Below are 13,357 nucleotides of genomic sequence, written 5' to 3'. Positions count from 1 at the left end.
TGCGCTGACCCCGGCACCCTCGCGTTGCAATGAAGGGGCCTTTCATAGCAAATTTTGCTATGAAAGGCCCTTCATCGCACCCGGGACGGGCGGATGAGCGCGCGCGTCCCGCTAGGCCGGGGTCCCGGTGTCATGAGGGGTCCCCATAGGACAGTTTTCGTCCCATGGGGACCCCTCATGACACTCTCCCTCGCCGGAAAACGAGCAAGGGACCTTTGCTCCCACCCCCGTGGAAAAGTGAGAGCAAAGGTCCCCCGATCCCCCTGCGGTCAGCGGCCTCACCGGGCCGCGCTGGTCACCTTCGCGTCGCCGGTGCCGGTGCGCGCCCGCACCTTCAGCGAGACGTCGGCAGGGGCGCTGTCCGCGACGTCCAGTTCGCTCGACACGGCCCCGGTCGTCGACGAAAGGTCGATCTCGGCCGGAACGCCGCCGCGGATCGCGACCCGGACCTCGCCCGAACCGGTGGTCAGCTCCAGCGCCCCGGAGGCGGCGTCCGTCACCGAGAGGTCGCCGCTGCCGGTGCGCGCCAGCACCTCGCCCGCGACCTCGCCGAGCCAGACGTCGCCCGTGCCGGTCGCGATCGTGGCCGAACCGCTGAGCGAGGACGCTTCGACGTTGCCGCTGCCGGTGCGCAGCTGGAGACCGGACGCCGTCGCTCCGAGCTTGACGTCGCCGGTGCCCGTGCGGACGATCGCCGACCCGTCGGCGCGCTCCAGGCTGATCTTGCCGGCGCCGGTGAGGAGGTCGGCGCGACCGGCGGCGCCGGTCACCGTGACGTCGGCCGCCCCTGCCCGCACTTCCAGATGCGAACCGGCGGGTGCCCGGACGGTCACGGCGAGCGGGACGTTCTTCAGCTGCCAGGCCTTCGGCGCCTGGACGACCAGCCGGTTGCCGGTCTTCTCGATCCGCGTCTGCGCCACGGCGTCGCCCACCGGGTTCGACGGCGAACCGCCGAGCTGGTCGCCGAAGCGTTCCCCGACCCAGCTGAGCAGGCTCGTCATCCCGTCCACCCACGGCTGCTGTTCGCCGCCGTCCCGGCGGACCTCGGCGTGGACGCCGCTCTCGTCGGTCAGTTCGATGGTCACCCGGCCGATGGCCACGCTGACGTCGATTTCGATCGGGCCCTCGGCCTCGAAGTCTTCGACGCGCACGGTCTCTTCACCCGCGGGAGTGCTTTCCTCGGTCATCTTTTGTCCCTCAGTGTCTGGTGGTGAACCCGCGACCGCGATCGACGTCGGCAGGACGCTGCCTGGTCTTCCCCGTCACGATGGCGGACGAGGGCGCCCTGCCACCGCGATAGCGGGGCCTTCGGCCGGGGCGGGTTCACGCGTTTGGTTGCTTTCGAGGTGCGTCCTCAGCTCCGCCCCCAGGAGACTCAGCCCTGGACCCAGCCGTGCAGGCGCGAACCGGCACCGCCGTCCGGCTTCTGCTTGGTGTGCCAGTGCTCGCTCCCGCTCTTGCCCAGTGCCCCCTGGACGGCCTGCGAGACGAACGTGTTCAGCGAGACGCCCTGAGAGGCGGCCGCGGCTTCCGCCTGGCCCTTGACCTGCTCGAACAGGCGTAGCGTGATCCGGGTGATGTCGCCCGTGTCCACCTTGGGCGCGCGCGGGGCCTCCCGCGGCGGCTCGTGGCGGGGCGCGGACTGCTCGGCGCCCTCCGAGGAGCCGGTGACGACGACACGCACGTCGCGGCCGTCGAGCCGGACGTCGACGACGTGCCCCGGGAGCGCCGAAGTCACTTCGGCGGCCAGGTCGGCGAGGGCGTTCATGATGGTCAACCGGGCGGCCGGCTCCAGCGCCGACGACAGCAGCGCGGCAGCGCGCCGCGTCTGCTCGTCGCCGGCCGAAGCCGTGTTCGCGAGGTCCTCGCGAAGGCTTGTGATGTACGGCGTCAGATCCATGACACCACTATGACGTCATAGGTGACGTCGGTCAAGGAGGCCATGACGTCACCGTGATGTCGCCCCGGCGTCAAAGACCCTTGCGGTTACGCTGCCCGGAGTCGTGGAGCAGGGGTCGAAAAGGAGTGCGAACGTGGCCGAGACCGTGTCACCCAAGGTTCAACTGATCGCGAAGACGGAGTTCTTCCCGCCGTCGGACGTACCGTGGTCGACCGATGCCGACGGTGGTGAGGCGCTGGCCGAATTCGCGGGCCGGGCCTGCTACCAGTCCTGGAAGAAGCCGAACCCGAAGACGGCCACCAACGCCGGCTACCTCGAGCACATCATCGACGTCGGCCACCTGTCGGTGCTGGAGCACGGCTCCGTCAGCTTCTACATCACCGGGATCTCCCGGTCGCTGACGCACGAGCTGATCCGCCACCGGCACTTCTCGTACTCGCAGCTCTCGCAGCGCTACGTGCCGGAGCGCGACGCCGCGTTCGTCGAGCCCGACGTCATCGCGCAGGACCCGGAGCTGCACGCGAAGTTCCTCGCCGCCTCCCAGGCCGCCGTCGACGCCTACACCGAGCTCCTCGCCGGGCTGGAGGAGAAGTTCGCCGACGTGCCGAGCGCGACCCTGCGCCGCAAGCAGGCGCGCCAGGCCGCTCGCGCGGTGCTGCCGAACGCGACCGAGACCCGCATCGTGGTCACCGGCAACTACCGCGCCTGGCGGCACTTCATCGCGATGCGCGCCACCGAGCACGCCGACGTCGAGATCCGCGCCCTGGCCATCGACTGCCTGCGCGAGCTGCAGAAGGCCTCGGGCAACGTGTTCGCGGACTTCACCATCTCCGCGCTGCCCGACGGCACCGAGGTCGCGTCCAGCCCGAAGGTCCTCGAAGGCTGATGCGACGCCTCGCGATCGACGTCCGGCCAGGCGAGTACGCGGTCGCCCGCCTGGCCCCGGACGCGCCGGTTCCGGCGAACCTGCTCGACCCCGGCGAGCCCGTGCTGATCTCCGTCACCCGGACGCCCGAGGAATTGTCGGTGATCTGCCCGGCCGGTCTCGCGCCCGCCGGGGCCACCATCGAGGACGGCTGGCGGCTGCTGTCGGTCCGCGGGCCGCTGGCCTTCACGCTCACCGGCATCATCGCGGCGTTGTCGAGCGAGCTGGCCGCCGCCGGGGTGGCGCTGTTCTCGCTGTCCACTTTCGACACCGACCACGTACTGGTGCGGGGTTCCGAGCTGGAGCGCGCCGTGAAGGCGCTCCGGGAATCCGGGCACGAGGTCACGGTCTGATTCAGTAAGCAGGTCCGAGGAACCTTCCGGTACGCGAACGGGTCCGAGTTAGCATCCTGCGCGAACCGAAGGAGCGCCGAACCTTGACCGACGAACAGACCCGTCCGTACGGGCCGCCCCAGCAGACGTTCCAGGCCCCCGGCGGGCGGATCGTCGCCGGCCGGTATGCCCTGCTGGGCGAGCTCGGCCGCGGCGGGATGGGGATCGTCTGGCGCGCCCAGGACCAGGTGATCGGCCGTCAGGTGGCGATCAAGGAGCTGAAGTTCCCGAATGCCCCCGAGGACGCCTCGGTGCTTTCGGAGCGGATGCTGCGCGAGGTCCGCTCCGGCGGGCGCCTCAACGACCCGGCCGTGGTCACCGTGTACGACGTCGTCACCGAGAACGGCGCGACGTACATCGTGATGGAGCTGGTCGAGGCACCGACGCTGGCCGACCTGGTCCGCGAACGCGGCCCCCTGCCCGCGCAGCAGGTCGCGCAGGTGGGGGAGCGGGTGCTGTCCGCGCTGCGGGCCGCGCACGCCGCCGGGATCGTGCACCGCGACGTCAAACCGGCGAACATCATGGTCGCGCCGGACGGCCGCGTGAAGCTCACCGACTTCGGCATCGCGCACGCCGCCGACGACCCGCGCCTGACCACCAGCGGCATGATCGTCGGCTCGCCCGCGTTCATGGCGCCGGAACGGGTCGAAGGCCGCGACGCGATGCCCGAATCGGACCTCTGGTCCCTGGGCACGACGCTGTTCTTCGCCGCCGAGGGCATCGTCGCGTTCGAACGCTCGACCACCGCGGCGACGCTGCACGCGATCATGACCGAGGCGCCGTATCTGACCCGGGTCCAGGGCCCGCTGGCCGCGGCGATCCTCGGCCTCCTGGTCACCAAGCCCGAAGCGCGGATGTCCTACGACCAGGTGCGCAGCCTGCTCTCGGCGGCGCAGGGCGTCCAGGCCCAGCCGACCCCGCCCTCGGGCGGCACGGCGATGATGCAGCCCGGCCAGCCGATGACCCGGCTCGCGCCCGCCCCCGCCAAGCGCAACCTCCGTCCGCTGTGGCTGAGCCTGGCCGCCGTCGCCGTGATCGGCGCCCTGGTCGGCGGGATCTTCCTCGGCCGGTGGATGGCCGCGCCCGCGGGGAACGCGCAGGCGCAGCCGACGCTGACCTACGGCATCAACGGCCAGCTCAAGATCGACCTGTCCGGGGACTGCTACAACGTCCCTCTCGCGGAGAACACCACGATGAACAGCGAGACCAGCGGCAACTGCGCCAAGAACCACCTTGTCGAGGTCTACGCGAAGGGCGACCTGCTCGGCGTCGAATCGGCCGGCGACAAGGACGCCACGGTCGTCGCGTACCCCGGCGCGGAGGTCGTGAGCCGGATCGCCGAAGCGGTCTGTTCGGCCACCTTCAACTCGGACGTGGTGCCCGCGCAGCAGCGGAGCGGGCTCTACTGGCGTGCCGTCGTCCCGACCGAGGCGGAGTGGAACCGGCCGCTGGGCGAGGACGACCACGACTACTCGCGCGAGTATCTGTGCCTGCTGGCCAAGACCGACGGCGGGCAGCTGACCTCCCAAATCACCACCAAGGTCAAATAGCTCACAGAGAGTTTGCGCCGAGCTCGCCTTCGTCGCGGAAAATCTCCCGCATTCGTAGGGAACGACCACGTCGGCAAGGGGTTCGGCACCCGCAGGAGGTACCTTCACAGCATGTCCACTCCACCCACCGCAGCGCCGGGAAGACCGTTCGGGCGCGTGCTCACCGCGATGGCCACCCCCTTCGACGCCGACGGCGCGCTGGACCTGAAGCGGGCGCAGGAGCTGGCCGAACACCTCGTGGATCTGGGCAACGACGGTCTCGTCGTGAACGGCACGACCGGCGAGAGCCCCACCACGACCGACGCCGAGAAGGCCGAGCTGGTCCGTGCCGTCGTCGCGGCCGTCGGTGACCGCGCGACGATCGTCGCCGGGGCCGGCACGAACAACACCGCGCACAGTATCGAGCAGGCGAAGCAGGCGGAAGCGGCCGGCGCCCACGGCGTCCTCGTCGTCACGCCGTACTACTCGCGGCCCAGCCAGGCGGGGCTCTACGCGCACTTCACCACGGTCGCCGACGCCACCGGCCTGCCGGTGATGCTCTACGACATCCCGCCGCGCTCGATCGTCCCCATCGAGGTCGACACGCTGCTGCGGCTCGCCGAGCATCCGCGCATCCTCGCGGTCAAGGACGCCAAGGGCGACCTGATCGCCGGCTCCGAGGTCATCGCGAACTCGCAGCTCGCCTACTACTCCGGTGACGACGGCCTCAACCTGCCGTGGGTCTCCGTCGGCGGCGCGGGCGTGGTCAGCGTGATCGGGCACGTCGTGGCCGGCCGTATCCGCGGCATGATGGACGCCTACGAGTCCGGCGACACCTCCACCGCGCGCACCAACCACCGCGGGATGCTCCCGGTCCTGCGGGCGATGTCCCGCGTCGGCGGCGTCGCCTTCTCGAAGGCGGCCCTGCGGCTGCGCGGTTTCGACATCGGAGACCCGCGGCTGCCCATCGTGGCCGCGAGCGAAGACCAGCTCCAGGCGATTTCCGCCGATCTCGCCCAGGGGGGCGTGCCGCTCGGTGATACCGCCGCCAGTGACTGGCATGGTGCACGAGTGGCACAAGCAGATTCAGCGGCGGCCTACACGGCGCCGACTTCACACACCAGCGTAGGGACCATGCCTCGGTGAGTTCATTGCCAACCGGACCCGGACCGACCACCCCGCCGCCGGCGCTGCCCGAAGGCGCCTTGCGCGTGGTCGCGCTCGGCGGGATCGGCGAAGTCGGCCGCAACATGACCGTCTTCGAGTTCGGCGGCCGTCTGCTGATCGTCGACTGCGGGGTCCTCTTCCCCGAAGACGACCAGCCCGGCGTCGACCTGATCCTGCCCGACTTCCGCGCGATCGAAGACCGCCTGGAGGACATCGACGGCCTCGTCCTCACCCACGGGCACGAGGACCACATCGGCGCCGTCCCGTTCCTGCTGCGGCTCGTCCCGGATCTGAAGATCTACGGCTCCCGGTTCACGAACGCGCTGCTCGCGGCCAAGGCCAAGGAGCACCGCCAGCGGCCGAACCTGATCGAGGTCCGCGAGGGCGAGCGCCGCAAGGTCGGCGCCTTCGACCTCGAGTTCTTCGCGGTCAACCACTCGATCCCGGACGCGCTCGCGGTGGCCATCCGCACGCCCGCGGGTGTCGTGCTGCACACCGGTGACATCAAGCTCGACCAGCTCCCGCTCGACGGCAGGCTGACCGACCTCGCCGGGTTCTCCCGGCTCGGCGACGAGGGCGTGGACCTGTTCTGCGTCGACTCGACCAACGCCGAGGTGCCCGGGTTCGTCATGCCCGAGCGGGACATCGGCCCGGTGCTCGACGACGTCGTCCGCAAGGTCGGCCAGCGCGTCATCGTCGCCTGCTTCGCGAGCCACGTGCACCGCGTCCAGCAGGTGCTCGACGCCGCCGTGCGGCACGGCCGCCGGGTCGCCTTCGTCGGCCGGTCGATGGTCCGGAACATGGGCATCGCCGCCGACCTCGGCCTGCTGAACGTGCCGGACGGCCTGCTGGTCAACCTCGACCAGGCCAGTGACCTGCCCGAGAGCAAGGTGCTGTTCGTGTCGACCGGTTCGCAGGGCGAGCCGCTGTCGGCGCTCTCGCGGATGGCGCGCGGCGAGCACCGGCAGATCTCGATCCGCGCCGGTGACACGGTCGTGCTGGCCAGCTCGATGATCCCGGGCAACGAGACCGCCGTGTTCGGCGTGGTCAACGGCCTCACCCGGCTCGGCGCGAACGTCGTGCACCAGGGCAACGCCAAGGTGCACGTGTCCGGGCACGCGTCGGCGGGCGAGCTGCTGTACCTGTACAACGCGGTGCGTCCCAGCAACGTCATGCCGGTGCACGGCGAGTGGAAGCACCTGCGCGCCAACGGCGAGCTGGCCGTGCGCACCGGTGTCGCGCCGGAGAACGTGGTCATCGCCGAAGACGGTGTCGTGGTCGACCTCGTCGACGGCAAGGCTTCACGGACCGGCCGGGTCGAGGTCGGGCACGTGTACGTCGACGGCCTCTCGGTCGGCGACGTCGGCGAGTCGACGCTGTCCGACAGGCTCGTGCTCGGCGAGGGCGGCTTCATCGCCATCACCGTCGCCGTGGACACGAACACCGGCCGGGCGGTGACGCGCCCGACGGTGTCCGGACGCGGATTCTCCGACGACCCGAAGGCCCTTGACGCGGTGCTCCCGATGGTGGAGATGGAACTCGCGCGGACCGAGGCCGAGGGCATCACCGACACGCACCGCATCGCGCAGGCCGTGCGCCGCGTCGTCGGCCGCTGGGTCGCCGACACCTACCGGCGCCGCCCGATGATCGTGCCGACGGTCATCCCCGTCTAGTTCGAACGCACGTGAAGGCCCCTTTACTCAGTCGAGTGAAGGGGCCTTCGCGCGCATAATCGCCCCATGATGGTGGGGGTGCATGTGGTGGCGGCGCTCGCGGGCGTCGCGCTCGGGGTGGGCTTGGTCTACGTGGGCCGCATAGCGGTCGAGGGCGTCCGTCGTGACCGGCGGGCGCGGCCCGAGCAGATCGCCGCCGGGCTCCGGCGGGATCGCTGGGAACGCGTCGTCGAGAAGATGGACAGCGAGGACGCCGCAGAGCGCCTCGCGAGCTTCGCGGACCTGGAGCGGTACGTACGCGAAGAATCTGACGCGCGCGAAGACGCCATCGAGCTGACCTGCACCTACCTGCGCAAGCCGTTCAAATTCCCGGTCGAGGACGAGGACGAGTTCGTGATCCGGCGGGCCGCGCAAGGCCTGCTGACCCGGTGTCTCCGGCGATCCGGTGGCCTCGAACACCGGGAGGAGCTGGATCTCCAGGACGCGGTCCTCGTCGAGCCGGACTTCGCGGACTGTGACCTCAGCGGTGCCGACTTCCGTGACGGAGTGATCGCCGGCGGGGACTTCCACGGTGCCCGGTTCCGGCGTTTCGCCAACTTCGACAGGGTGTGGTTCACCGGCACCACCGATTTCCGCGCGGCCGCCTTCCCCCGGTTCACCAGCTTCGCCGAGGCGATGTTCAGCGGGACGACCACCTTCGCCGAGGCCGAGTTCGAAGACCGCGTGGACTTCGACGGCGCGCGGGTGGAGCGGCCGCGCGCCGCGGATTCCTGGCCGTCCCCGTGGCAGGTCTGGGTGGCTTCACCGGTCGGGCAGGGGCGGCTCGTGCCGCGAAAGGACTAACGGATCGCCGCCGCGAGGAGCAGGGCGAAGGCGATCATGACCGCCTGACCGAAGAGGGCGTTGCGGGCTTTGCGCTGTTCCGCACGGGTGGGCCGGTTCATCACTGTTTCCCCCGGTTTCGAGTGCTTTCCTTACGGGGCAAGTGTTCCGTGACCCACTTCCGGAAACCTCCCGCCTCGGTAGGGTTCGGCTACGACGAAAGTCGCAGCCTTCCCCTAGGGGGGCGGGCGGCGTACCCTCGGACGCTCCTTGAGCCCCATGCCGGGAGAGCCGATGGGACGCCACACCACCGCCCGGACCCGAAGACGGATGCTGCTCCCGCTGCTGGCGCTCGCGCTGGCCGCCGTGCTCGGCGCGGCCACCTGGGTGGCCGTCGCCGTGGCGCGGTCCGATCCGGGCTGTGAGCCCGCCCGGGTGATCGTCGCCGCGTCGCCGGACATCGCCCCCGCCGTCACGCGGACCGCCCGCGACCTCAAGCTCGATTGTGTCGCCTTCGACGTCCAGGCCAGGGAATCCCTCCAGGTGGCGGACGAGCTGTCCGGAACCGCGCCCCGCCCTCAAGCCTGGATCCCGTCCTCGACGCTGTTCCTGCGGCGTGCCGACGGGGTCCCCGTGTCCGGCCCGTCGGTGGCGAGTTCGCCGGTGGTGCTCGCGGTCGCGGAGCCGATCGCGAAGGGGCTCGGCTGGCCCCGTAAACCGCTGACCTGGCCGGAAGTGCTCGGCAGCCCCGGAATCGCGGCCGGTATGCCGGATCCGGTCCGCGACCCCGTCGGCGTTTCCGCGCTGCTGGCGCTCCGCGATGTCGCCGGTGACACCACGGACCCCACCGGCGCGTACAGTGCCCTGCTCCGGAAGTTCGCCGCCACCACCTCCGGCGCGACGGTGTACCCCGCGTCGGAGAACGCGGTGCTGCGGCACAATGCGGAGCTCACCGCCGGCGAGACCGCGCTGGTGGCCGCGTATTCGCCCTCGGCCCTGTCGCTCGACTACCCGTTCGTGGAGATCGCGGGCGCGAACGAGCACCAGGGCAGGGCTGTCGCCGCGCTGAAACGTGCCCTGCTCCAGGGTTCGGCGACCAGCACTCGGTCCGGTCTCCGCGCTCCGGGCGGGCAGGCGTTGCGGCTGGCCGAAACCGATCAGCGCGTCGAGGCGCAAGGGCAGCGCAGCGCCGAGATCCCGGCCGCCACCGAGGTCGACAAAGCGCTCAGCCAGTGGGCCGGGGTGAACGTGAGCGCGCGGGCCCAAGTGCTCATCGACGTCTCCGGATCGATGAGCGCGCCCGTCCCGGGCACCGGCGAGTCCCGGCTGCGGATCACGCTGGAGGCGGCGGAGAACGCGCTGCACTTGTTCAAACCCACGTCACAGATCCGTTTCCTGGCCTTCGCGACCAAAATGGACGGTGAACGCGACTACCGGGAGATCCTGCCGATGGCGCCGGTCGGGGACCAGCTGGCCGCGGTGGACCGGCTGCGCGCCGTCCGCGCCGTCCCGGACGGGCAGACCGGGCTCTACGACAGTGTCCTCGACGTCTATCGCCTGGCACGCAAGGAATGGGCGCAGGGGAAGCTGAACCTCGTGATCGTCATGACCGACGGCCGCAACACCGATCCCGGCGGTGTCAGTCGCGAGAACCTGATGGCGGAACTGGGGAAACTGCGTGACCCGGACCGTCCGGTGCCGTTGATCGCCATCGGGATCGGCCCGGAGGCCGACGAGACCGAACTCGCGCAGATCGTCGCGCCCGCCGGTGGCCAGGTCTTCCTCAGTCGTGATCCCGCGAAGATCGGTGAGGTGTTTTACGGGGCTCTCGGCCGGATCGCCGGCGCTGGATGAAGTAGACGCCGAGGATCACCGCCAGGCTGATCAGGCTCAGGTACAGCTGGGCGCGGGTGTCCGCGTCCACGAACAGCATCGACGCGACCACCGCCAGCGTCCCGGCGAGGGTGAGCCAGCTCAGCCAGGGATAGCCCCACATGCGCAGTTTCAGCCGTTCCGGTGCTTCGGCTTCCAGACGGCGCCGCATCCGCAACTGCGAACCCGCGATGATCGCGTAGACGAACAACGCGACCGCGCCGGCGGAGTTGATGATGAAGTAGAAGATCTTGTCCGGTGACACGAAATTCATCACCACGGCCACGTAACCGACCGAAGTGGACACCAGGATCGCCTTCCACGGCACGCCGCGCCGGTTCGTGTCGGCGATCCACTTCGGCGCCCAGCCGTTGCCGTGCAACGCGAACAGCATGCGGGAAGCGGTGTACAGCCCCGAATTCAGCACCGAAAGCACGGCCGTCAGCACCACCGCGCTGACGATCGTCTCGGCGGCGGGGATGCCGAACCGGCCGAACGCGGCGGCGAACGGGCTCGTCGTGGTCGGGATGTCCCGCCAGCCGGTGATCATCACCAGCAGTGTCACGGATCCGACGTAGAACACGATGACCCGCCAGACGATCGACGAGGTCGCCTTGCGCACGGCCGTTTCGGGCTCCCGGGATTCGGCGGCGGCGATGGTGACGATCTCCGCGCCGAAGTAGGAGAAGACTACGATCACCACGCCGTGCACCACCGAGAACGGGCCGTTGGCGAGGAAGCCGTCCTGCGCGATGTTGCCGACCGAGAACGACCCGCCGGGCCAGGCCCCGAGCACGAACAGGATGCCCACCACCAGGAACACCACGATCGTGGCGATCTTGACCGACGCGAGCCAGAACTCCGTCTCCCCGAACGACCGGGCCGAGGCGAGGTTGGTCGCGGTCAGCAGCAGCATCAGAACCAGCGAGAAGATCCATTGCGGCACAACGGGAATCCAGGTCTGGAGGATCTTCGCCCCGGCGACGGCCTCAAACGCGACCACGCCGACCCAGAAGTACCAGTACAGCCAGCCGACGGTGAAGCCCGCCCAGCCGCCGAGCGACGTCCGCGCGTATTCCATGAAGGAACCCTGTGACGGCGCGGCGGTCGCCATTTCGCCCAGCATCCGCATCACCAGCACGACGATCAAACCGCCGATGGCGTAGGAGAGGACGGCCGCGGGACCGACGGTGTGGACGACCGCGCCGCTGCCGATGAACAGGCTGGCGCCGATGATCCCGCCGAGCGCGATCATGCGGACGTGGCGTTGCCGCAGGTCCGGGCGCAGGCCCGCCCGCTCGGTCGTCCGTTCGGGGGTGATCTCTGCGCCCATTTCGCGGTTACCTCCTGTCGGAGTGACGGCGGATCGCGGGATTGTCGCACCGCAAGCGCCTGAGGAAAAGTGTTTGCGCAACCCCCGGTGAACAGGCCGAAGTGGACTCTGCCAACCTAGGCACCTCCAAACCTGGCACCTCCACCGCGCGTTCCGAGGAGCTCTTCGATGCCGCACGCCGTCGTCCGATCCCTGCCCGCCGTTCTGGCCACCGCCCTGGCCGCCGTCGTGCTCGCGGGCTGCTCGGACGCGGCGCCCCAGGCACAGACGGCTCCTCCCGGGTCGTCACCCATGGCGCAGCAGGCGGCCGTTCCGTTCAACGACGCCGACCTCACGTTCGCGCGGCAGGCCCTCGCGCATCACCAGCAGGGCGTCGATCTGGCGTCATTGGCGGAATCCCGCGCGGGGAACGCGCAGCTGAAAGCGCTCGCGAAGCGGATCATCGACACCCACGAGCCGGAGATCGCGCGGCTTTCCGGGCTCATCGAGTCCTGGGGCCAGCCCGCGCCGGACGACCCGAACATGGAGCACGTCCAGCGCGACGGGTACGTCGGCCCGAACGACATGGCGGAGCTGGCCGGACTGTCCGGAAAGGACTTCGACCGCCAGTTCGTCGCGCGGCTGCTGCGCCAGCGCGAGGCGGGCGTCCGCATCGCCGACACCGAAACCCAGCACGGCCGCAACCCCGACGCCCGCGATCTCGCCGCGACGACTTCGCGTTCGCAGCAGCAGGAGATCAGCGACCTACGGGGCCTCCAGAACGGTTGAGTCCGTCTGGACCACGTTCGTGGTCAACTGGACGATGTACGCGCCGGTCAACAGGACGACCGCGCCCGCGGCCTGGATCCAGCTGAGCGCCTCGCCGAGCAGCAGCCAGGCGGCGGCCGCGGCGATCAGCGGCTCCACCAGCCCCACGACGCTCGCCACCGACGCCGGCAGATGCCGCAGTGCCGCCATGCCCGTCGCGTAGGCGATGACGGTCGCGATCAGCACCAGCGCGACCAGCAGCGACCACACCGGCGGCTCCCAAGGCCCGAAAGCCGTCGCTTCGCCGAGGACTGCCCACGGAATCGTCCACGGCGGGGCGACCGCGCACACCAGGACCGCGCCGATCGTCATCCCCCAGGTGACCATGCCGAGCGGATCCCGGTCGGCGACGCCGCGTTCGCCGAGTAGGAAGTAGCCCGCCGAACAGACCGCCGCGCCCAGCCCGGCGAGCAGCCCGACGACGTCCAGGCTGAGGCCCTCCCAGACCTGCGCGACCAGCACGAGCCCGGTCATCGCCAGCGCGATCCCCGCCCACATCGCCCTCGGCAACCGCACCCGCCGCACGAACCGCACCCACAGCGCGATCAGCACCGGTGAAGTGAACTCGAGCAGGATCGCGATCCCGACCGGGATCCGGCCCGCCGCGAGGAAGTACATGAGCTGGACGCCGGCGACGCCGAGCGAACCGTACGCCAGCAGCAACGGCCACTCGCGTTTCGTCACCCTGAGCAGCTTCGGCCGGAAAACGGCGACGAGCGCGAGGAGGACGATCGCCGACAGCCCGATGCGGATCGCCGCGACCTGCTCCGGCGACAGTCCCGCCTGCATCGCCGGTTTGCCCAGCACCCCCGAGGTCCCGAAGAAGAGCGCGGCGAGCAGGATCAGCGTGATCCCCCGGCCGCGATGCGCGACGTGCTGGGTGGGGGCGGCGGCGAGTTCGGCGGTCACGGCCGGAGGGTAGAGGCCGACTCCCCGC

General features: G+C 70.2%; 12 protein-coding genes. 8 read left to right on the top strand and 4 right to left on the bottom strand.

What is annotated here, in order from left to right:
- Positions 1-278 precede the first annotated feature (278 nt).
- A complete protein-coding gene (locus CFP71_RS22700; protein ID WP_093935959.1) occupies positions 279-1,187 on the bottom strand; it encodes a DUF4097 family beta strand repeat-containing protein in 909 nt (302 codons plus the stop codon).
- A 188-nt stretch (positions 1,188-1,375) separates the two neighbouring features.
- Positions 1,376-1,900 (bottom strand): toxin-antitoxin system HicB family antitoxin, encoded by a 525-nt coding sequence (locus CFP71_RS22695; protein WP_093935958.1) that lies wholly within the window; start codon positions 1,898-1,900, stop codon positions 1,376-1,378.
- Positions 1,901-2,033: 133 nt separating this feature from the next.
- Between CFP71_RS22695 and thyX the strand changes: the two genes are divergently transcribed.
- The 7 genes from thyX (at position 2,034) to CFP71_RS22660 (ending at position 10,262) form a co-directional block, all read left to right on the top strand.
- Positions 2,034-2,786 carry an FAD-dependent thymidylate synthase gene (gene thyX / locus CFP71_RS22690; RefSeq protein WP_005156312.1) on the top strand — a complete coding sequence of 251 codons (753 nt, stop codon included), beginning with the start codon at positions 2,034-2,036 and terminating at the stop codon, positions 2,784-2,786.
- Positions 2,786-3,178, top strand: coding sequence for an ACT domain-containing protein (locus CFP71_RS22685; RefSeq protein WP_093935957.1), 393 nt, complete (start codon positions 2,786-2,788; stop codon positions 3,176-3,178). Before thyX ends, CFP71_RS22685 begins: the two co-directional genes overlap by 1 nt.
- An 83-nt stretch (positions 3,179-3,261) precedes the next feature.
- Positions 3,262-4,767 (top strand): serine/threonine-protein kinase, encoded by a 1,506-nt coding sequence (locus tag CFP71_RS22680; RefSeq protein ID WP_093935956.1) that lies wholly within the window; start codon positions 3,262-3,264, stop codon positions 4,765-4,767.
- A 111-nt stretch (positions 4,768-4,878) separates the two neighbouring features.
- Positions 4,879-5,892 carry a 4-hydroxy-tetrahydrodipicolinate synthase gene (gene dapA / locus CFP71_RS22675; RefSeq protein WP_093935955.1) on the top strand — a complete coding sequence of 338 codons (1,014 nt, stop codon included), beginning with the start codon at positions 4,879-4,881 and terminating at the stop codon, positions 5,890-5,892.
- Positions 5,889-7,586 (top strand): ribonuclease J, encoded by a 1,698-nt coding sequence (locus CFP71_RS22670; protein ID WP_167406238.1) that lies wholly within the window; start codon positions 5,889-5,891, stop codon positions 7,584-7,586. Before dapA ends, CFP71_RS22670 begins: the two co-directional genes overlap by 4 nt.
- Before the next feature lie 66 nt (positions 7,587-7,652).
- Positions 7,653-8,429 carry a pentapeptide repeat-containing protein gene (locus CFP71_RS22665; RefSeq protein WP_167406237.1) on the top strand — a complete coding sequence of 259 codons (777 nt, stop codon included), beginning with the start codon at positions 7,653-7,655 and terminating at the stop codon, positions 8,427-8,429.
- Between the two features lie 273 nt (positions 8,430-8,702).
- Positions 8,703-10,262 carry a VWA domain-containing protein gene (locus CFP71_RS22660; protein WP_208636015.1) on the top strand — a complete coding sequence of 520 codons (1,560 nt, stop codon included), beginning with the start codon at positions 8,703-8,705 and terminating at the stop codon, positions 10,260-10,262.
- On the opposite strand, the gene CFP71_RS22655 is transcribed toward CFP71_RS22660, so the two are convergent.
- Complete coding sequence (locus CFP71_RS22655) at positions 10,192-11,613, bottom strand: amino acid permease (RefSeq protein ID WP_093935952.1); 1,422 nt, start codon at positions 11,611-11,613, stop codon at positions 10,192-10,194. The two genes, CFP71_RS22660 and CFP71_RS22655, sit on opposite strands and share 71 nt — an antisense overlap.
- 168 nt (positions 11,614-11,781) lie before the next feature.
- Here CFP71_RS22655 and CFP71_RS22650 point away from each other — a divergent pair, with 168 nt between their 5' ends.
- A complete protein-coding gene (locus tag CFP71_RS22650; RefSeq protein ID WP_093935951.1) occupies positions 11,782-12,381 on the top strand; it encodes a DUF305 domain-containing protein in 600 nt (199 codons plus the stop codon).
- On the opposite strand, the gene CFP71_RS22645 is transcribed toward CFP71_RS22650, so the two are convergent.
- A complete protein-coding gene (locus tag CFP71_RS22645; RefSeq protein WP_093935950.1) occupies positions 12,358-13,329 on the bottom strand; it encodes an EamA family transporter in 972 nt (323 codons plus the stop codon). The genes CFP71_RS22650 and CFP71_RS22645 overlap by 24 nt on opposite strands.
- Positions 13,330-13,357 lie beyond the last annotated feature (28 nt).

The organism is Amycolatopsis thailandensis, assembly GCF_002234405.1.
GTDB classification, from domain to species: domain Bacteria; phylum Actinomycetota; class Actinomycetes; order Mycobacteriales; family Pseudonocardiaceae; genus Amycolatopsis; species Amycolatopsis thailandensis.
The sequence above is the reverse complement of the archived record's forward strand: the minus strand, read 5'-3'. Positions and strand labels throughout refer to the sequence as shown.

What these genes read in the sequence shown, in the direction of transcription:
- CFP71_RS22700 (WP_093935959.1), bottom strand. Translation starts at nt 1,187, where the DNA reads ATGACCGAGGAAAGCACTCCCGCGGGTGAAGAGACCGTGCGCGTCGAA.
- CFP71_RS22695 (WP_093935958.1), bottom strand. Translation starts at nt 1,900, where the DNA reads ATGGATCTGACGCCGTACATCACAAGCCTTCGCGAGGACCTCGCGAAC.
- CFP71_RS22685 (WP_093935957.1), top strand. Translation starts at nt 2,786, where the DNA reads ATGCGACGCCTCGCGATCGACGTCCGGCCAGGCGAGTACGCGGTCGCC.
- dapA (WP_093935955.1), top strand. Translation starts at nt 4,879, where the DNA reads ATGTCCACTCCACCCACCGCAGCGCCGGGAAGACCGTTCGGGCGCGTG.
- CFP71_RS22665 (WP_167406237.1), top strand. Translation starts at nt 7,653, where the DNA reads ATGATGGTGGGGGTGCATGTGGTGGCGGCGCTCGCGGGCGTCGCGCTC.
- CFP71_RS22660 (WP_208636015.1), top strand. Translation starts at nt 8,703, where the DNA reads ATGGGACGCCACACCACCGCCCGGACCCGAAGACGGATGCTGCTCCCG.
- CFP71_RS22655 (WP_093935952.1), bottom strand. Translation starts at nt 11,613, where the DNA reads ATGGGCGCAGAGATCACCCCCGAACGGACGACCGAGCGGGCGGGCCTG.
- CFP71_RS22650 (WP_093935951.1), top strand. Translation starts at nt 11,782, where the DNA reads ATGCCGCACGCCGTCGTCCGATCCCTGCCCGCCGTTCTGGCCACCGCC.